We start from the raw sequence: 19,968 nt of genomic DNA on the forward strand, positions 1-19,968 counted from the left end.
TGATAAAGACTCTGGAAGGTGCGAAACAGCTCCTGAGAGACGCGGGGTATGTGATATTAAAACCATCGAGTAATGGGGACAATTGTCAGCCATTTGCGTCGGAGCCGAATGCTGCGACGCCGGAGAGGGTTCGTCTTGCAATCTTTTGTGGTACGGGTGACAGTCATCTGTAGCCCTATTGAGAAGAGATTCTTAATGGGGGCGGGTGAAAAAGTTCGTGCTTGGTCAAAAGAAATTTTCCCTCTTTAGAGGGGAGTTGTTTAGTTTATATTCATGACGCTAGAGACCCTTAACGAAAAGCTTCTGTCACTGGGAGCTAAACCGCAGCATATTCAACGCCTCTATCGAGCGATGATGGGGATTGTGGCTTGGCCATCAGAAAATGATCTCGCCTTTCCCAAAAAGGTTCGTGATGCGCTTGCCGATCTCCGCAACGAGTTAAATCAAGTACTCACCGTCGTCGCAAAGGACGAGGGTGAGGAGGGAGCCAGTCTTAAATTACTTTTTAGACTCACTGACGGCCACACAATCGAGAGCGTTTTACTGCCCCGTGAAGGCGTTTGTGTGTCCACGCAAGTGGGCTGTGCCGTAGGCTGCGTCTTTTGCATGACCGGGCAGTCGGGGCTCATCCGACAGCTCACCGATCTTGAAATCGTCGCTCAGGTGATGCATGCCAGAAAGCTTCGCCCTGAAACTAGAAAAGTGGTCTTTATGGGCATGGGCGAGCCCTCGCACAACTTAAAAAACGTGATGCGTGCCATTGATTTTCTGGGTCGATACAGTCAGATTCCGCACAAAAATCTGGTGCTCTCTACCGTGGGCGATCAGCGGGTATTCGATGCCCTAGCGGCTTCAGAAGTAAAACCTGCTTTAGCCATCTCGCTTCATTCAACGATTGAGGATAAACGCAGAAAATTGTTGCCCCGAGCAGGGAAAATTGCAATTGAGTCGCTCATTGATCAGGCCGAGCAGTACGCCCGCCAAACGGGCTATCCGATTCAGTATCAATGGACCCTGATTAAAGGAGTTAATGACGGTGATGATGAACTCGAATCGATTGCCGGGCTTTTAAAGGGCAAGTACGCTCTCATGAATTTCATTCCGGTCAATACGGTTGAGAATCGCACGTTTGAGCGCCCCGAGTGGTCTCGCTGTCAGGAAATGGCTGATTATTTAAAACGCGTTCGGGTGCTCGCCAAATTCAGGCACTCGGCTGCTCAGGATGTTGAGGGTGGTTGCGGACAATTAAGAAGCCGCTACAGCCAAGAAAAGGAAGGTCAGGTATGACTTCATTTCACGATTTAGGATTATCTTCTGCGCTTTGTGAGGCGGTAAAAAATAAGAAGTGGCAGGAGCCTTCCGCTGTTCAACAAAAAGCTATCCCGTCTGTTTTAGAGGGGCGCGACGTGATGGCCATTGCTCAGACAGGAAGTGGCAAAACAGGCGCTTTTTTACTGCCGATTCTTCAAAGACTCACGCAGGAAAAGGGTAAGAGTGGCTTCCCCTTGGCTTTGATTTTGGCACCGACCCGTGAATTGGCTCTTCAGATTTTTGAAAACGTCGAGTTTTTCGGAAACAGTGTCTCCAAAAGCGGTGCGCTTTTAATCGGAGGTGTGAGTCCCGTTCACCAGATGAAAGCGCTGCAGTCAAAACCCGACATCCTCGTGGCCACGCCCGGTCGTCTTTTGGATCACATCCGACAACAAAACCTGAGTCTGGATTCAATTAAATATCTGGTACTTGATGAAGCAGACAGAATGCTCGATATGGGCTTTTGGCCGGATATTAAAAAGATTCTTTCGCATTGCTCACAAAAGCGTCAGTCGCTTTTATTTTCGGCAACGCTCTCAGACGACATTCATCTTTTATCTCAATCGCTTTTACGAAAGCCGCTTTTAATTGAAATCAATGCCAATCGTGATGCAGCTAGCGTCAATCAAACGTTTTTTCAGGTGCCGACGAGCGAAAAAGCCCTTTTCTTGCGCGACTTAATTGTTGATAACGGCCTCGAGCAGGTGTTGGTGTTTACGCGTGAGAAAGCCTCGGCTGCAAAACTTGCGGCTCATTTGAAAAAAGACGGCTTCACGGTCGACGCTTTGCATGGTGATAAGACTCAGGCGCAACGCATCCGAATCCTTGAAGCGTTTAAAAACCATAGCCTTCGCGTTTTAGTGGCAACGGACTTAGCTAGCCGCGGTCTGGATATTAAAGCGCTTCCCGTTGTGATCAATTACGAGTTACCGGCTGATCCCCACGACTACATTCACCGGATCGGTCGCACCGGCCGAGCGGGCAGTGCCGGTTTAGCCTACTCGCTTGTAGGGGAAAAAGATTTCTACAGATTTCAGGCAATCGGATCGCTTCTGAAAAAAAGACCGGATCTTGAAACACCTGAAAAGTTTAAGGCCTACTTTGAAACGCTTCAAAGTCGGGAGCAAAAACAAAGAGAGTCTGATGATCAAAAAAGTTTTAAAAAATCGGTACGTGACCGAAAGTCGAAAGCTTGCCGACCTCCGCGGAAGGACTTTAAAAAGAATTCGCCGGATCGTGACAATAAGTCTTCTATCCAAAAAGACTCTTTTGAATACCTAATGCCTGATTTTTAGAACAGAATTCTCGATACAATGCTTACCGATGACGACTGAAAAAAATCATGAGAAAAGTAATTTTTATTTTGACTCTGACTCTGGCGCTTGCAGGTTGTTCAAATAGTCCCAGTGATCCGCTTTTTGATGCGCCGCTCGGGCAGCGAACGACTTGTGCAGCTGTCAACCCTGTGAAGGGCTCCGATACCTTAAGCGTTGTGCCGTTTAATTGTCCCGATTTGGAAATTTCCACAACGCTAAACGAATTGCGCGATGCCGGTTGGCGCTTAGAGAGCGTGAACATGGGTGAGGATGTTCGCATCAACGACACACTTGCCTCTGATGTCTCCATTACGGTAAGGAAGGCCTACTGATGTCTTTTATTAATCAACGTCTTCAAAACCTGCGCCAAGCGATGCACCGCCTTGGCGCAAATGCTTTTTATTGCACCTTATCCGACGCGCATTTATCGGAATACATCCAGGAAGCGGACAAATTTTTAACTTTTCTCTCTGGGTTTACGGGTTCAAACGCTCAATTAATCGTGACCGATCATCAGGCGCTTTTATGGACTGATTCGCGCTACTGGGAGCAGGCAGCACTTGAGCTCAATGACAGTGGCATCGTGTTGATGAGAGAAGGAAAAGAGGATGTCCCTGCGCCCGATAAGTGGCTCGCATCTCAACTCGATCACACACAAATGACTCTTGCCGTTGCGTTGGAGTCAGTGAGTTCGACAACTTTTAAAAAACTCAAGGAAAGTGTTTCGGCTGTTGTTGATTTTCAGCCATCCGAAATTGACCACCTTTGGACCGATCGCCCGCATCGTACGATCAAGGGCCTCTATATTCATCACGCGAGTTCGGTTTCAGCCCACGATAAACTCAAACGCCTGCAGAGCTATCTTCAATCGCAAAACGGTTTTGCCGACTCAGACAGTCTTTTATTGACGCGTCTGGATGATATTGCGTGGTTGACGAATCTGAGAGGCTCAGATATTGAATTTAATCCGATCTTTTTAAGTTGGGCTTTGGTCTCAAAACGTGAGGCGTGTCTTTTTGTTCATACCCAGGCACTAACCGAAGAAATCACCTTACATCTGCAAAGAGCCGGCTGGCGTGTTTTGCCTTACGAGACTTTCGAAGACGAGTTATCGAAAATGAACGCCTCGATTTGGGCTCGAGAAGAGGACTTAAATGCGAAAGTCTTCACACTGATCCACGATCGTTTTAAACCCTGCAAGCACCCGGTTGCTCTTTGGAAATCCGTTAAAACACCTGAGGAAATTGCGGGTTTAAAAGAAGTCATGAAAGCCGACGGGCAGGCGCTTGAAGACTTTATCGAAGAAATCAAAGATAGACTGGCAAGAGGGGAGCGCCTCACGGAAAACGATGCGGTGGATATTTTGCATCAGAAACGATCGGCTATCCCCGGTTTTATTGGAGAGAGTTTCGGCACAATTGCAGCGGTTAACGCCAATGCCGCATTGCCTCACTATGAACCGATCTCCGGCCTCGGTGCCCCGATTGAGCCGCCTTGCCTTTTACTTGTTGATTCCGGCGCCCATTACGATAAGGGGACAACGGATACTACACGGGTTTGGTTTTTAGGTGATTCCCAAGACTATCCGAGTGCAGACTTACAGGCGTTAAAGCGTGATTACACGGCAGTTTATAAAGCGATGAAGGCCTTATCTGAAGCAACATTTAAACCGGGGACAACGGGTTTTGAGCTCGACAAAATTGCCCGAGCGCCCATCCACGCCATCGGGGCGGATTTCGGTCACGGAACAGGACACGGAATCGGTTTGACGCTCAATGTGCATGAAACACCTCCGAGTATTTCCCCTCGCGAGCGAGAGGGGACGATGACGCCCTTTGAACCCGGCATGATCGTAAGCGATGAGCCCGGTATCTATCGGCCCGGCCAATGGGGTATTCGCATTGAAAATATGCTCGTGTGTGTTCAAAAGGCTGAAAATCTCTTAGGGTTTGAGACGCTCACACAATGCAAGATTGACACGACGTTATTGCTACAATGAAGAGGATTGAATTTGAGGAAAAAATAATGCCGAAACTGTTACCGTTGGGCACATCAGATTTTCAAGCCTTGCGTTTAAACAACGAAATCTACGTTGACAAAACGGATTTGATTTTCCAGTTAGCAAAGGGTCGTGGGAAAATTTTTTTGGCTCGTCCCAGACGTTTCGGCAAGTCCTTGTTAATTTCAACCTTTGAGTCGTTATTCAAATCCGGTCTTCAGAATTTCCGGGGTTTGGCGATTGAAGACCTTTGGGAAGATAAGCTTTACCCGGTCGTACGCTTGGATTTCTCAAAATTAAAGGGCTATGACAGTGTGGAATTTTTCCGGGAGGCCTTCTTTAACTATCTTCAAGAGTCTTTTTATCCTTTGGGTTTCCGCTATGACGCCTCTCGTACCTCAGTTTTGGCTCAGTTAGACAGTTGGACTCAAACGCTTGAGACCAGTTCGCTGGTCATACTGATTGACGAGTATGACGCACCTCTGACAGAAAGACTGCACGATGATTCTCAATTTAACCAAGTCAGAGACATTCTGTCTCAGTTTTTCGCGATTTTGAAATCCAATGAGGGATGCCTGCGCTTTTTCTTTATGACGGGCATCACTAAATTCAGTAACACGAGTATTTTCTCTGCATTTAATAATTTGCAGGACATCTCGATGAATCCGATCTTCGGGACTTTGTTGGGATATACGCAGGAAGAAATAATCGAAAATTTCTCAGAGTACCTGACATCGGCGGCTCAAAAACTGAAGGTGTCCGAACAGGATCTTTTGGATCAGCTAAAACTCCATTATGACGGATTCTGTTTTGATTCTTCGGCGAAGACGCATGTTTATTGTCCTTGGTCAGTTTTAAATTTTTTAAATTATCCGGAATTAGGTTTTCAGAATTATTGGTATAAGAGCGGCGGACAACCGACAGTGTTGTTGAAATTCCTGGTTAATCACGCCTTGGAAAAGCCGGTTGACTATGCCGAGGATAAACTCATTCGACTTTCGGATTTAAACACGGCCAGGCAATATGATGAAATTTGTCTGGATGCTCTATTAACTCAAGCAGGATACCTCTCGATCAGCGAAGTTTTAAAAAACGGCTATGCCGTGCTCACTTACCCCAATAAAGAAGTAGCTGTCTCGATGGCTCAGCTTTATGCCGACGAGTTGTTGAAAGGTCGCCCCCTTGAGCATTCCCGCGGTCCTTTGATTGCGGATGTAATGGCAAGCGGTCGCGTTGAAGACGTTATTGATGTATTCAATAAGACCGTAACTTCAATTGACTATTCTCGCTATCCGATCACGGATGAATCAACCTGTCGAGCCTATTTGCAAGTTCTTTTAATCGGTGCGGCGATGCTGCCGAGAGTTGAAGTGCATAACGCTTTGGGCCGAAGCGATTTGGAAGTAGAGATCGGTACTCGTCATTGGGTTTTTGAGTTTAAATTTGCGCATCGCAACAGTCAGGTTCAATCGCTCTTGAGTCAAGGTCTGGAGCAACTTAAGGCAAACCGTTATGGCAAACAGTCGACTTTAAACGAACTGATTCGCGTAGCACTGGTTTTTTCTGAAGAAGATAGAAAGTTTACGGCTTGGCAATGCGTATAGTCAAAGCGCTGAAGTTGAAGACTCGGATCGCGACTTATGACTAATGAGGATTCAGTCAAAAACACAGCAAACCGGACCTACCAAAAAATGACCCGGGAACCGGTCGCAGGTTTGGTTTTGAAATTGGGCATCCCGACGATGCTCTCGATGTTGGTGACTGCGCTCTATAACACGGCATCGACCTACTATGTGTCCTATTTAGGCACTTCTGCCGTCGGTGCTATGGGGGTCGTCTTTGCGCTTCAGACCATCATTCAGGCAATCGGTATCATGATCGGTCAGGGCTGTGCTTCGCAAACCTCCCGTCTTTTAGGTGCTCAAAACTACGTCAAAGCCAATGCTTTAGCTTCTTCTGGACTTTTTCTGAGTCTGGTCTTTGCATCCGTATTCGGCCTTATCGCTTTTGTGCTCATGGAGCCTCTCATGATGATTATGGGAGCCACACAAACCATTTTGCCGTATGCGGAGACCTACTCCGAAGTCATACTGTTAGCGGCGCCTTTTATGGCTGCGTCTTTTACTCTTAATAATCTTTTGCGCTCCGAAGGCTTGGCCGTGATCGGCATGATTGGATTGGGTGTGGGCGGTATTCTCAATATTGCGATCTGTCCGATCTTCATTTTTGTTTTTAATTGGGGAATCGCAGGGGCAGCTTGGGCAACGGCGCTTTGCCAATTCATTTCGTTTTTAATTCTGCTTACTCACTATTTGAGAGGAAAAGGCACGATGCAGATGCATTGGGCTTTTGTTTCCAAGTCACCGAGTCTATACGCATCAATATTTAAAAACGGTATGCCCTCCTTAACCCGCAACGGTTTAGGTGCTGTTGCGGCGAGCGCCTTAAATCTGATGGCCGGTCAATACGGCGATGCGGGCGTTGCCGCTATGAGTATTGTCGGTCGTGTGATGATGATCACCAACGCTTTTTTAATCGGTCTGGGGCAAGGGTATCAGCCGGTGTTGGGCTACAACTGGGGGGCCAAGCTTTTTACCCGAGCCAAAGCGGCGCTTGATGCAACAATCACCATAGGGATGGTCATGATGGCTGTCTTGGGGTCAATCGGATTTATTTTTGCCGAAGAGGTGGTGAGCTTTTTTGAAACGAATGACCCGGAAGTTCTCGCAATAGGCGTTTTAGCTTTGAAGCTTCATTGCTCGGCCGCTTTGATTATTCCTGTCAATGTCATTGGCAACATGTCCTATCAGGTTTTGGGGCGCGCAGCCATCGGGACGCTTTTAGCTGCCACTCGCCAAGGACTCTTTTTCTTACCGTTAATTTTCTTTTTGCCTTCTCAGATCGGACTTTTAGGTGTTCAGTGTGCTCAGCCTTTGGCTGAAGTCGGAGCGTTTTGTGTCTGCGGCTATTTCTTGTGGCATTTCAGAAATGAATTGAATTATCGTATTTCTGTTCAAAACTATAAATACTAAAATACGAATAATAAGCCATTAAAAATGACATTAACTGTTAAAATGAGCGTAATTAACAATCTTCGTCCGCCCAAAGATATTCGTTTGGAAATGGCTGAGCGTTTCAAACACGTCCGTTTGGACCGGAACATGACTCAGGAACAGCTCTCTGAGCGCTCAGGTGTTTCCCTAGGCTCGTTGAGACGCTTTGAAGCAGAAGGCGAGATTTCGTTAAAACATCTCGTTAATTTGTCCATCGCACTAAACTGTGCTCAAGACTTTGATGAACTGTTCCAACTTGAAGAAAAATTGGATTTGTTTAAACCGAAGCCGAAACGTAGACAGCGCGCAACAGGAAAACGTCGGTTGTCAAAAGTAGAGAACTTATTCAAATAAGAGCTTTTCTGAACTGACACTGCCTTGCCAATCTTGGGAATTGTCCGCAGAACTCGGTTAAAAGTGCACCGGACCGCTATACTTAAGAGATAATATTTTCAGTCGGCATTCTTCCCGGAGGATTCAATTTATGCGAACCGCTGTCAAAGCTATGTTTGTCGCAGGCGCTTGTCTTGTTGCTGCGGCGTTTTCCGCACAGGCTGCCCAAACCATTCGTTTGGCGCACACGGCCGCCACAAGTCATGCCCATCATGCGGCCGCTCTTCAATTTGCCAAGAATGTTGAAGCTCGGACAAAAGGGGAATTGAAAGTTGAAGTGTATCCTTCGGGAGAATTGGGTGATCAGCCTGCTCTAGCCGAACAGGTCACGATGAGTGCGCTCGATATGGCCGTGGTCTCTTTGGGCAATATGGCGATGTACGATAAGCGCCTTAACGCCATGACGGCCCCCTTCCTCTTTGAAAGCTACGATGAAGCCCACAAAGTCATTGATAACTTTGTAATGCCCTGGATGAATAAGGGACTCGCGGCTCACGACTGTGTGGGTCTATCCATGTTTGACTACGGTTTCAGACAAACCACGACTCAGGACGTGGTGGTAAATTCCGCTGAAGATCTCAAAGGTGTGAAAATCCGCGTGCCGCCTGCGACCGGCCTTTTGGCGGCCTTTGATGCAATCGGCGCCAATACGCAAAGCATTGCCTATTCCGAGCTTTATACGTCGCTCAAGCAGGGTGTCGTTGTGGGTGAAGAAAACCCGGTGTTCACGATTTTGGCCGACAGCCTTTTTGAAACACAAAACCAATTGGCCATGACCAATCACTATTTTGACTGTCAGGTGCTTTTGATTAATAAAACTCTCTATGAGGGACTCTCAGCCGAACAACAAAAGGTTTTGAAAGAAGAGGCCGTCAACGCTCAAAATCTCACACGCAAGATGATCAGCGAAGGCGAAAGTGCGGTGGTTGAGGAACTCAAGAAAAAGGGGATGAATGTCACCTATCCTGATCGTGCTTCTTTTGTGAACAAGATGGCGCCTGCCTACGAAAAGGTTGCCCAGTTGGCAGGTCAAGAAGCTATGGATGAAGTCTTAAACGCTGTGAAGGCCGGTCAATAGGAAGCGATTCGATTATGGTGATGTTTGCGATTTTTGCCGGCGTGCTCGTGCTGCTTCTATTGGGAGTCACCACGGCGGTAACGATGGGCTTTGCCTCAATTGCCACCTTTTTGATGGCAGGGGGCGACGCTTCGCGGCTCTTTCTTGTGCCCCAGCGAATGTTCTCTCAGGTCTCGGGCATCACCTTAATGTCGATTCCGTTTTTCCTGCTGATGGGTAACCTCATGAGCGTGGGCGGCATCTCCAAAAGCCTTTTCGGTTTCGGTCGTGTCTGCCTGGGGCATAAAGCGGGCGGTCTGTCCAATGCCGCCATTGTGGCCTGTATTGTGATGGCGGCGATGTCGGGGTCGGCCGCAGCATGCGCAGCCGGCATCGGCATGATTGCGATTGCCGAGATGACAAAATCAGGCTATGACCGGGCTTTCAGTTGCGCTACGATTGCCGCGGGCGGCGCCTTAGGTCCCATTATTCCGCCTTCGATTACCCTAATTTTGTTTGCCGGTCTCACTCAAACAAGCGTCAATGCTCTGTTCGCTGCAGGGACTGTCCCGGGGCTACTTTTAGGTTTGGCTTTTATGCTCTGGTCTTCCTACGTCTGTAAAAAAGAAGGCTACACGGTTACGCCTAAAGCTACGTGGGCCGAGCGCTGGGTAGGGTTTAAAGACGCTTTTTGGTCGCTTCTGACACCGGTGATTGTGATAGGCGGCATGTTCGCCGGCCTTTTTACCGCAACCGAAGCGGCTGCGGTGGCTTCCTTTTACGTGTTTATTCTCGGTCTTTTTGTCTTTAAGACGTTAAAACTCAAAGATATTCCCTCCATTCTCTGGAATACGGTCGAGCAGACAGCGAAGGTGATGTTTGTGATCGCTACAGCGGGCTTTTTCCAATATGTGTTGCTCTATACGCGTATCCCGCAGCAGACGATTGCTTTTGTCTCGACTACCTTCTCGTCCATGGCGGTTGTGCTTTTAATCATTATTGCGATACTCGTGATCATGGGCTGCTTTATGGAGGGGACGGCGATCCTTCTTATTACGGTTCCGATTTTTGTGCCGATTGCAAAGAGCTTCGGCTATGACTTAATCCAATTGGGCATTGTCATGTGTATCGCGTTGGCCGTGGGGGTGCTTACGCCCCCTGTGGGACTGAATCTTTATGTGATGGCTTCGATTACAGGCGAAAAAGTGATGGAAATTGCCAAGCACGCCTTGGGCTACGTAGTGATCATGATTTTGGTGGCGATTGCGGTGGCCTTTATTCCGGGGCTTTCCTTGGGACTGGCAGGCATTGTGGGGTAGAGGAGCGTCATGTTGAAAGTATTAAAAACGATCGATCATTGGGTAAGCCGCCTCACGCGCTTGATTTGTGTGTTGGCATTGGGTGCCATTGTCATCATGTTCCTAGCCAACGTTTTTGTGCGTTTTGTGCCCATTTATAACTTCACTCAAACGGACGACTGGATTCAGATTTGCCTCATATGGATGATCTTTCTGGGGGCGCAGGAATTGGTGCGGACACGCAACCATTTCGTGGTGGAAGTGATGACCGAGCGGCTCGAAGGTAACGCGGGGAGAATTTGCCGCATTTTAGTCTGCGCCATAGAGCTTGCCACCTATGCACTCATTTGCTACTACGGTTGGGTCTGGGTGATGAGAGCGCAGGCCTACATGCAATCGATTCCGTGGATGCAGGTAAAGGTGGCCTACGCAGCCGTCCCTGTGAGCGCCTTTTTCATGACCTGTTATGCGCTCCGAGACTTCTTTCTTGCGCTTCGTGGGCACTACGACGATTTTGAATTAGACTGAAAATTTTCGTAATTAAAAAGAGGCTAACTTATTGTATTTTTGGGCAAAAGCTGCGTATTTTTTGACAAAGACCGCCGTATACAATAAAAACATTATTGCAATAAAAAGGTAGTGCATTATGTTGGAGACTTGTATTTTGCCGCCCGCTCGCGAACATTATCTGTCTTTGCCCGTTGTTGACGGTTTTACTTCCTATTTAGCCCGATGGCTGGCCGGACGCGTGTTTGACCCGCCTTATCTCACGCAGCTTCATCGTCCCAAGATTGAGTATTGCTTTACAAGTATTCAGGATGCTTGGGAGCAGTACATTCAGGAATCGCCGAATGTTAAGTTTGAGCAGGCGATCCTCGAGTGCGAAGACCCCCTGAGAAAAGCGCTTTATAAGTTTGACGACAAGGGGTTTATAGAGGTCGTCAAAAAGATGTTTGCCACCCGCGAAAACCTCGCTAAAAGTAATTTACCGACGTTAGAAAAAACTCAGTATCTGTGCGAAAGTATTCTTTGTGCGGTCAGAGAGTTGTCCTCAGACTCGCCCGAGGTGGACACGTTCGGTAGTGTCGGAGGCCCCCGTTGCACGGCATTTTTCTCTCGCATTTATGCCACGCTCATCCCGAACTTTCTGACTTATGACAGCCGCATTGCCGCCGCACTTTGCTATTTCATTCGTGAATATTGCCTAAGCAGGGGGATTGCATTACCTGAAGAACTTCGCTTAGGTTGCGTTCTGGGGTGGGGCAAGAATAAAAAAGAGATGGGTAGAAACCCCTCATGGGGTGACAATACTTTTCTTGTATTTGATCTGATTAAAAAGCGCCCGCTAAAAGAAAGGACATTTGCGTTAAGTAACTATCGGGCGTCATGGCTCGTTGCCGATGCTATTTCAAAGGCTAAAAAGCTCGACTCCCGGGGTAGCGCCTGGATCGGTGACCCTCACGCAATCCATAAAGTGGAAGGGGCATTTTATATGATAGGGATTGAGGTGCCACCTTATGAAGCAAATGTTTAGAACTTTCGTTATCTGACTTTTTCGGTCTTTGACTCGGCGTGTCTGTGTGACAACCAGTTTAAAAAATTGAGGTGTCACCTTGGACGGTAACACCTCAAACGGTTTCAAATCAAACTGAATGCGTGATTAGAAACTTGCGATTTGACCGTCGGTACGTTTTTCAGTGCCGGCGCACAAAATACCCGTTTCCGGATCACGCAAAATCACTTGACCGCGGCCCATGTGATAGGGGTCGGGTTGAACCACGATGTCGTGGCCCATGCGTTGCAGCAGACGCACTAAGTGGTTGGGCATGTCGTGCTCGACTTCCACCTTCTTGCCGCCGATCCATTGCCAACGCGGAGCATCGAGCGCCTGTTGGGGATTTAAGTGGAAATCAATCATGTTCATGATCACCTGCAGGTGAGCCTGCGGTTGCATCCAGCCGCCCATGATGCCCATCGCAGAAATCGGCTTGTCACCCTTGGAGATGAAGGCCGGGATGATCGTGTGATACGGGCGCTTGCCGCCTTCGTAAGCATTGGGATGCTTTTCATCGAAGCGGAAGTTTTGAGCACGGTCATTGAGCGAAATACCGGTGCCCGGAACTACGATACCGGAGCCGAAGCCGCGGAAGTTACTTTGAATCATGCTCACCATGTTGCCTTCGGCATCAGCCGTGGCAAAGTAAACCGTGGAGCTGTAGCGCGGATCGCCCACTTCAGGCATGATCGCAGAATCGGGTTTGATGAGTTTTCTGCGGTCATCGGCGTACTTCTGGCTTAACAATTGCTCGGACGTGACGATCATATGGCTGGGTTCAGCCACGTATTCCATCGTATCGACAAAGGCAAGCTTCATGGCTTCGATTTGCTTATGAAGCGTATCGATTGTATCGCGTTCGCCGAACGTGAAGCCCTTCAAAATATTCAGAGCCATCAAAACCGTGATGCCGTGACTGTTGGGCGGAATTTCCCAAACGTCGTAGCCGCGGTAATCGGTCTTTAAGGGTTCAACCCATTCGGGGTGGTAGGCAGCCAAGTCTTCCTTAGATAAGAACCCGTTATGTTCTTTCATGAAAGCATCGATCTTTTCGGCCAATGCACCGCGGTAGAAGGATTCACCCTTCGTGCGGGCAATTTCGCGCAGCGTTTCAGCCATGTCGTGGCTCTTAAAGACATCGCCTGGGCGCAACCACGTATCGTTCGGCGCAAAAGTATCAAACCAGCCCTTGAATTCAGGACGATCGCGATATTTGCTGTAATTCTTGTAAGCTTCTTCCCACAAGCGGCTGATGTTGGGCGAAACAGGATAGCCGTTTTCAGCGTAATCAATGGCAGGAGCCATCACTTCTTCCAAAGGCAGACGGCCGAAGCGTTCGTGCATGGCCATCCAACCGCCTACAGCACCCGGTACATCGATCGGTTCGACACCGTAGGGAGGAATGCTTTCAAAGCCGCGTTCTTTGAGTTTAGCAATGGAGGCTGCCATGGGTAAGGGCCCCGAGCCGTTAATGCCGTAGAGCTTGCCTTTGTACCAAATAAGAGCAAAGCAGTCGGCACCCAAGCCGTTACCTGTGGGTTCAACCACAGGTTGAGCGCAGGCTACGGCAACAGCAGCGTCAATAGCGTTGCCGCCCTTTAAGAGGACTTTGAGACCGGCGGCAGCGCCTGAGGGGTTACCCACGCAGGACATGCCGTTTTTGGCGTACACAACATGGCGTTTGGATGCGTATGGATAGTCTTGTGCGTCAAACTTAAACATGATGCTTACCTTTCCTTTCGTTAGTGTCAAATCAATTCATTACGGGGTGATGAAGGTTTCAAAGATACCGGCGATGATGACCGAAACGCTCGTCACGGTTGTGAAACCGGCGACAAGGTACTTCGACATAATCGCATCGAGTACGACTTGTTTTTCTTCTTCATTTTCAGCCGCAGCCGTGGCGACTTCATTGGCAATGAGGTAAGTCGCGGGGAAGCCCAAAAGTTGAGCGGCTGCCACACCCAAAGCAACGTTTTTGTGGCCTTGCACTCTCCACAAGGGCAAAATGGCAAAGCAGACATAAAGCAGGACAAAAACGACAACGAAGACGATGATCGTGCTGTAGCCCAAAACCAACAATTCATGAAAGTCGATTTTTGCCAAACTCGGAATAATGGAGGCGAAAACGGCGACGTTAAAGATACCGCCGGACTTGGCTTGAGCCATAATGTTTTTCGGCACCAAGCCCGTCGTGGCCATCACAGCGCCCAACACCAAGCACCAAATGGTGTAGCTCAGGCCCGTTAATTGACCGATACCGGAAGCAACCCAGGAGAAAAGGGCCATGATGCCCAAGCAGACGAATTGACCGTAATACTTCTTGTATTTTTCGGCAAAGGTGGGCTTGGGTTCTTCACCGGGTTTGGCAACGGGCTTATTGGGATTAACACCCGTTTGACGGTAAACGGCAAGCACTTCACGCGCTTCACGTAAACCGAAATAGGAAGCAAAAGGCGTACCGAAGAACTTTTGCACGGCATACAAAATCGTGCCCAAAGCAGCGGCCATTTCCAGACCGTTTTCCATGGCAGCCGAGGTCATGATTTGCGTGGCGACGATACCGCCGTTAATAATCGGGATCGCGACGATCGTTTCGTTGTAGCCGATAAGGGGCACCAAGACGATCATGCCGAGCCAAATCACAGCCATCGAAAGGCAGGCAGTGGCCACTGTGCGCCATTCAGCCATGAGTTCACGCATATTGATCGTTGTACCCATGCCGAAAACCACAAAGCCCACGGCCCACTTGCCGATTTGAGTGAGACCGGCCTGATTAATGACATCATCAGGAATCCAGTCGGCCATGAAAAACACAAGGAACAATAAAAGGCTCACGAAAACAGAAGAAAGTTTTGCTTTCGTGGCCACACCCAGAAAGTCGCCGATGGCAAAAAACGCCAAGCAGACAAAAATGTAAAAAAGCATGCCTTCAAACATGAGAGCTTCCTTTCATTTTCAGTTAAAAAAGTGTGAAACTAATTCTTGTATTTTGCCCATCTGAAAGTGCAGAAAACGTCTTTACCGAAAGCTTTTTTGATACTTGTAAGCATTACGCTCTAAGGGAATTTCCTGATTGTCTGCTCGGTAGCCCTAAGAATCGGGAAAAAGGAAATATTTTGGGTACGTTTTGCTCTAAAAATGTCTGCTTTAATTGTCAAAAAAATGCCCCAAAATCTGTTTATAAGACTTTGGGGCACATTGTTAAATTTCAAACAAGGAATTACTCTTTCTGTTCTGTTGGTGCGGTGGTTGTCTGCGGTTGCGTCAGAGCCGGAGCAGTTTTAGGTTTGCGCGGGCGTCTGGCAGCGGGCTTGCGCGTTGTCGTCTTCTTTCCTTCAGCATTTGTATTGCGTTTGCGGGGAGCACGAGGTTTACGAGCCGTGGTTTTGACTTCTTTTTCTTCTCGGACCGCAGGGGCGACTTCCGCTACAGGCGCCTCTGCTGCAACAGGTTTAACCTCGGTGATTTGAGGTTGAGCTTCAACGGGCGATTCAGTCCGGGCAACGGACGCCGGTTTCACAGCAGGTTTGCGACGGGGAGCCTTGGGTTTTCTGACCTTGGTACTTTGTGTTGAAGTGGGTTTTTCAGCGACTTGAGCTTCTGCTGCAGGCGCTTGGGTTTGTTGAGTCCGAGCGCTCTGGCGCTTAGCCGGACGCTTGGTTTGGGCCGATTTTCTCTGCGCTTTTTGTGCTTCGCGTCTGGCGTGTGCTTCCTTTTGAGCCGGTGTGCGGCTATCGGTTAGCAGCAGAACCTGCTCTTCAACCGTTTCAGTGCTTTTAGCAAAGTAAAAAATCACGGCGGCTGCGACCGCAACCAATAATATCCAGATTGAATCCGTAGGTAGTAAATAACCTACGATGAAAAAAAGAAGCGCTCCCCACAAGGCCCATTGCCAGGGGATACGCTTTTTGTCTCGACGGCCTTTTTTATCGGCGAGGGCTTTAAGGCCGAAAATATCGCCGAACATGGCAGACCACTGTGTGCCGCCTGCCGTTTGTTTAGTTTGGGATTTTTTCATGAAATGTTCCTTTATTTAGGAAAATCCAACTCTTTGACTATATCACACGCAGGAGCTTGTCTGAAGGAAAAGCTTGGGTTGCGCTACAATTGGCGCCGATTTTTTGACCTCTCTTTTCTTTAGTTTATGCTTTCATACGCCTTTGTTCTGTTACACGCATCCATCCTTTTAGCGGGATTTACCGGCGTGCTCGGACGCTTGATTACCTTAAACGAGGGACTTCTTGTGTGGTATCGCGTCATGATGGCAAGCGTTTTCTTTTTTATTTATCTTGCTGTCACCAAAGGTCGTATTCGTCTGCCCTTTAAAGACATCATTCGTATTGCTTGGGTTGGACTCCTTTTGTGCATTCATTGGCTGCTTTTTTACGGATCGATTAAGTATTCCAATGTTTCAATCGGAGTGGTGTGTTTTGCAAGCGTCGGTTTTTTCACCGCACTCATTGATCCCTTCTGCAGCAAACGTCCCTTTTCCTTTCGGGAAGTCGCCTTCAGTCTGCTCACGATTTTAGGGATTGCTTTAATTTTTCATTTTGATGCCCGCTATCAAACGGGCATCATTTTGGGGATTTTCTCAGCGATTGCCGCTGCACTTTTGACTATCGAGAACCGCCGGGTGGGCTCAGACTACCCCTTGATGACCTTTCTTTTTTATGAAATTGCGGCAAGCTTTGTGATCATGAGTGCATTTTTGCCGCTTTATCTGTCGTTTTTCCCGGTGCCGACAATCGTACCGTCCATGAGTGACTTCATTTATCTTTTGTTGTTGTCCTCATTTTGTACGGTAGGCATGTTCTCACTTCAGATTGAGGCCTTAAAACGTCTGTCATCCTTTACAGTCAATTTAAGTTATAACTTGGAGCCGGTCTACAGCATCATTTTGGCGATGATCATTTTCAATGAAGCCAAGGACTTGAATTTCTCGTTTTATGTGGGGCTGATTCTGATTTGCGCGTCGGTTATTTTGCAAAGTTACGTGCACTGGAACACTTTCAAAAAGATACAGGCGGTTGCAAAGCGCTCTTCTAGGAAAAATTAATAATTGACTCATCCTAGATTTAGCAAGCACGCTAATAGACTTTCAGCACTCGTCGCAAGATGAAATAGTCTTTGTCAAAGTTTGAAATCGGTTTGTCGATAGATAACTTAATTTAATGATTTTTTAAAAATAAACCTTGTTATCATATTGATATATAAGGAGTTTTGAAAATTTAAAGTTGAAAGTTAAATTTTTAATCACAACTTAAGTTCTCTCAAATTAAAACACCTGCCGAGAAACTCCCGACAGGTGTCAAAAGCTAGATGGTGATTACTCGATTAACGGGCGCGCTTTTTCAAGAAACCCTTCGTAATACCGTCCACACCGCTCATGGCGCAAGCCATAAGGAAAGCCAATTGTGGGCCTTGGTAGGCATCCACGTGTTCGTAGACTTCGTCCAAGGTGTGCATCTTCCAGTTGCGGCCGCCTGCACCCATAGCGAGGCTCGGAATGCCCAAACTCAGGGAGACGTTATGGTCGCCGGACGTGGAAGCATACATATGAAGGGGAAGACCCAAAGCGAGAAGACCGGCACGGATTGCTTGGCAAACCGGGCTTTCATAGGGTTGTTGGCCAGCCGGACGATCACCGATCGGCGTAATCGTCACTTTCACCTTGTTGGCTTCATCAGTAATACCCCAGTGGGCGTTTTCTTCTTCGGCAGCCTTTTCAAAGCAGGGCAGAATCTTTTCTTTGATGGCTTGAAGTGAAGCGTTTTCCGTGCTGCGCATGTCAATATCAATTGAGCAGTGAGCGGCAATGGAATTGACGGTCGTGCCGCCTTTGACCACACCCACCGTGTAGGTGGTCTTCGGTTCTTTGGGCACTTCGAGGTCGCAGAGCACCTTGCCGGCACGCATCATGGCATGAATGGCAGAGGGTTGACCGAAACCCAGGTAGCTGTGTCCGCCGGGGCCGTCAAAGCTCACGCGATAGCGCAGGCTTCCCGTTGCACCCACGATGGCATCACTCGGATCACACCAGTCAAGCGACATGAACGCATCCACATCCACTTGCGGATCACGGAAGAGGTGTTTGACGCCGCGAAGATCGCCTTCGCCTTCTTCACCGACCGTGGCCACAAAGAGGATGTCGCCTTCGGTTTGGATGTTCAATTCCTGGAACATACGGATGACTTGCAGGAGACCGGCCAAACCGCGGGAGTCGTCACCGATGGAAGGAGCATAGAATTTGTTCCCTTCCTGACGAACCTTGAAGTTGGTGTCCTTGGCAAAAACCGTATCCAAGTGAGCCGAGATAATGAGCTTGGTGCGCGGTTCGGGACCGACACCGGGACGAAGGCCGAGAACATTGCCGACTTCGTCCATGTGAACGTCTTGCAAACCGAGTTTGGTGAAACGTTCAACGAAATCTTGACCGCGGATTTCTTCACCGAAGGGAGAGGAGGGGGTTTCGGTGATGGCGATTTGTTCCTGCAAGCATTGTTGGTCTTGGTCGACTGCCAATTGCAGGGCCTTCTTAATGAGGTCAGCTGCCATCAGCGTGTCCATGACTTCTTTCGTTTCAGGAAGAAGGGGCGGTAAGCCCGGTTCAAGATTCTTTTTTTCTGTGCTCATGGGTATTTCCTTTAAGCTTATGGGTTAAAACCTTATTATTTTAACGAAGCCTTTTTCTTAACAGTTTTATTTTTATCATTGTTTGGCGTATTAGTTCAGTCTGTATACAAGTTGATTTTTGACAAAATTGCACTTTGCCGTGCGACAATATCGCTCAAAGAAAATTGCGCTTACGTATTTCAAAATTCAATAGGAATCACCATGCTTAACTTTAATTACTGTAATCCGACCCGTATTCTCTTCGGTCGGGATGAACATAAAAAATTGGGCCAAGCGCTTCAAAAGGAAAACATCGGCAAGGTGCTCATCGTTTACGGAGGCGGCAGCGCTCTTCGTAACGGCACGGTCTCTGCCGTGCAAAGTTCGTTGGAAGAGGTGGGAATTGAGTACTTTACGATCGGTGGCGTGCGCCCCAATCCCACTTTGGATTTTGCCGGTAAGGTGAAAAAAATCGCCGTGGACTCTCAAGTAGATGCCCTTTTGGCTATCGGTGGCGGCAGCGTCATTGACACCTGCAAAGTCGCCGCTGCCTGGGCTAAGTACGAGGGGGATGCGTGGGACTTCTTCACAAAAGGCGTCGCTATTAAAGAAGCGCTTCCCGTAGCCTGTGTTTTGACGATTCCGGCTGCCGGAAGCGAGCAATCTATCCGCATGGTAATCAACCATAACGGTTTGAAATTAGGGACAGCAAGCGAAAAAATCCGTCCCTTGATTTCTGTTGTGAATCCGGAACTCTTTTTCACGTTGCCTGAAAATCAAATTGCAGCGGGCGTCGTGGATATGATCAGCCATATTTTCGAGCGCTATTTCACCAATACCGAGCACGTGGAATTTGTAAGCGGCCAGGCTGAAGCGGCGATTCGTACAGCCATTGAAATGGGTCCCAAACTTATTGAAAATCCCAAAGACTACGATGCCTGGTGTCAGGTCGCAATGGTAGGCAGTTGGGCGCATAACGGCTACTATGGTTTAGGCCAGGTTGAAGACTGGGCCTGTCACGCCATGGAGCATGAACTCTCTGCCTATGATCCCACGATTACTCATGGGGCTGGTTTAGCTGTCATTACGCCTGCCTGGCTGCGATACGTGGCCTCGGTCAATCCCGCCCGCATGCAGCGCTTTGCACAAAGCGTGATGGGAGAAGAAACGCTCGAAGGTGCCATTAAAAAATTGCAGGCGTTTTATCAGACGATGGAAATGCCCTCGAAGCTTTCTCAATTGGGACTCACTGAGGAGGCTTTAAAGGCCTGTGCCGAGAGCGCCTGTGCAAGAACAGGCACGATCGGGCAGTTTAAAAAATTGACCTCTGAAGATGTTCTTGCCATCTATCGCAGTGTCTTTTAGGCAAAA

17 protein-coding genes are annotated in these 19,968 nt (G+C 48.3%); 13 read left to right on the forward strand and 4 right to left on the reverse strand.

Annotation, left to right across the window (positions count from 1 at the left end):
• The first annotated feature begins 273 nt into the window (after nucleotides 1-273).
• From H5985_RS02240 to H5985_RS02290, 11 genes are all read left to right on the forward strand, one after another.
• Nucleotides 274-1,287: an RNA methyltransferase gene (locus H5985_RS02240; RefSeq protein WP_205049697.1), complete on the forward strand. Its 1,014-nt coding sequence runs from the start codon at nucleotides 274-276 to the stop codon at nucleotides 1,285-1,287.
• The gene (locus H5985_RS02245; protein ID WP_205049698.1) at nucleotides 1,284-2,606 is read left to right on the forward strand and encodes a DEAD/DEAH box helicase; all 1,323 of its coding nucleotides are present in this window, start codon (nucleotides 1,284-1,286) and stop codon (nucleotides 2,604-2,606) included. Before H5985_RS02240 ends, H5985_RS02245 begins: the two co-directional genes overlap by 4 nt.
• A gap of 47 nt (nucleotides 2,607-2,653) precedes the next feature.
• Nucleotides 2,654-2,959, forward strand: a complete 306-nt coding sequence (locus tag H5985_RS02250; RefSeq protein WP_205049699.1) for a membrane lipoprotein lipid attachment site-containing protein — start codon at nucleotides 2,654-2,656, stop codon at nucleotides 2,957-2,959.
• On the forward strand, nucleotides 2,959-4,626 hold the full coding sequence (locus H5985_RS02255; protein WP_205049700.1) for a M24 family metallopeptidase: 1,668 nt from the start codon (nucleotides 2,959-2,961) through the stop codon (nucleotides 4,624-4,626). The genes H5985_RS02250 and H5985_RS02255 overlap by 1 nt, the downstream gene beginning before the upstream one ends.
• A 26-nt stretch (nucleotides 4,627-4,652) precedes the next feature.
• Nucleotides 4,653-6,230, forward strand: coding sequence for an AAA family ATPase (locus H5985_RS02260; RefSeq protein ID WP_205049701.1), 1,578 nt, complete (start codon nucleotides 4,653-4,655; stop codon nucleotides 6,228-6,230).
• 87 nt (nucleotides 6,231-6,317) lie between these two features.
• Nucleotides 6,318-7,658, forward strand: a complete 1,341-nt coding sequence (locus tag H5985_RS02265) for an MATE family efflux transporter (protein ID WP_205049702.1) — start codon at nucleotides 6,318-6,320, stop codon at nucleotides 7,656-7,658.
• A 90-nt stretch (nucleotides 7,659-7,748) separates the two neighbouring features.
• Nucleotides 7,749-8,033: a helix-turn-helix domain-containing protein gene (locus H5985_RS02270; RefSeq protein ID WP_275096051.1), complete on the forward strand. Its 285-nt coding sequence runs from the start codon at nucleotides 7,749-7,751 to the stop codon at nucleotides 8,031-8,033.
• Nucleotides 8,034-8,163: 130 nt separating this feature from the next.
• Nucleotides 8,164-9,150, forward strand: a complete 987-nt coding sequence (locus H5985_RS02275) for a TRAP transporter substrate-binding protein (RefSeq protein ID WP_205049704.1) — start codon at nucleotides 8,164-8,166, stop codon at nucleotides 9,148-9,150.
• Nucleotides 9,151-9,170: 20 nt separating this feature from the next.
• Entirely contained in the window at nucleotides 9,171-10,448 is a 1,278-nt protein-coding gene (locus tag H5985_RS02280) for a TRAP transporter large permease (RefSeq protein WP_239481556.1), read from the forward strand.
• A 9-nt stretch (nucleotides 10,449-10,457) separates the two neighbouring features.
• The gene (locus tag H5985_RS02285; RefSeq protein ID WP_205049706.1) at nucleotides 10,458-10,955 is read left to right on the forward strand and encodes a TRAP transporter small permease; all 498 of its coding nucleotides are present in this window, start codon (nucleotides 10,458-10,460) and stop codon (nucleotides 10,953-10,955) included.
• Between the two features lie 118 nt (nucleotides 10,956-11,073).
• The gene (locus H5985_RS02290) at nucleotides 11,074-11,961 is read left to right on the forward strand and encodes a hypothetical protein (protein ID WP_205049707.1); all 888 of its coding nucleotides are present in this window, start codon (nucleotides 11,074-11,076) and stop codon (nucleotides 11,959-11,961) included.
• 126 nt (nucleotides 11,962-12,087) lie between these two features.
• Here H5985_RS02290 and H5985_RS02295 read toward each other — a convergent pair whose 3' ends face one another.
• The 3 genes from H5985_RS02295 to H5985_RS02305 all read right to left on the reverse strand — a co-directional run bounded on the left by H5985_RS02295 (nucleotide 12,088) and on the right by H5985_RS02305 (nucleotide 16,003).
• Nucleotides 12,088-13,704 carry a gamma-glutamyltransferase family protein gene (locus tag H5985_RS02295; protein ID WP_205049708.1) on the reverse strand — a complete coding sequence of 539 codons (1,617 nt, stop codon included), beginning with the start codon at nucleotides 13,702-13,704 and terminating at the stop codon, nucleotides 12,088-12,090.
• A gap of 39 nt (nucleotides 13,705-13,743) precedes the next feature.
• A complete protein-coding gene (locus tag H5985_RS02300) occupies nucleotides 13,744-14,922 on the reverse strand; it encodes a hypothetical protein (RefSeq protein ID WP_205049709.1) in 1,179 nt (392 codons plus the stop codon).
• 283 nt (nucleotides 14,923-15,205) lie between these two features.
• The gene (locus tag H5985_RS02305; protein ID WP_205049710.1) at nucleotides 15,206-16,003 is read right to left on the reverse strand and encodes a hypothetical protein; all 798 of its coding nucleotides are present in this window, start codon (nucleotides 16,001-16,003) and stop codon (nucleotides 15,206-15,208) included.
• Nucleotides 16,004-16,129: 126 nt separating this feature from the next.
• Here H5985_RS02305 and H5985_RS02310 point away from each other — a divergent pair, with 126 nt between their 5' ends.
• The gene (locus tag H5985_RS02310; RefSeq protein WP_205049711.1) at nucleotides 16,130-17,041 is read left to right on the forward strand and encodes a DMT family transporter; all 912 of its coding nucleotides are present in this window, start codon (nucleotides 16,130-16,132) and stop codon (nucleotides 17,039-17,041) included.
• A gap of 278 nt (nucleotides 17,042-17,319) precedes the next feature.
• Here the strand turns inward: H5985_RS02310 and H5985_RS02315 are convergent, their stop codons facing one another.
• Nucleotides 17,320-18,618: a M20/M25/M40 family metallo-hydrolase gene (locus H5985_RS02315; protein ID WP_205049712.1), complete on the reverse strand. Its 1,299-nt coding sequence runs from the start codon at nucleotides 18,616-18,618 to the stop codon at nucleotides 17,320-17,322.
• Between the two features lie 201 nt (nucleotides 18,619-18,819).
• On the opposite strand from H5985_RS02315, the gene H5985_RS02320 reads away from it, so the two are divergent.
• A complete protein-coding gene (locus H5985_RS02320; RefSeq protein ID WP_205049713.1) occupies nucleotides 18,820-19,962 on the forward strand; it encodes an iron-containing alcohol dehydrogenase in 1,143 nt (380 codons plus the stop codon).
• Nucleotides 19,963-19,968 lie beyond the last annotated feature (6 nt).

It is taken from the genome of Parasutterella secunda (assembly GCF_016901835.1).
In the GTDB taxonomy this organism is placed as follows: domain Bacteria; phylum Pseudomonadota; class Gammaproteobacteria; order Burkholderiales; family Burkholderiaceae_F; genus Aphodousia; species Aphodousia faecavium.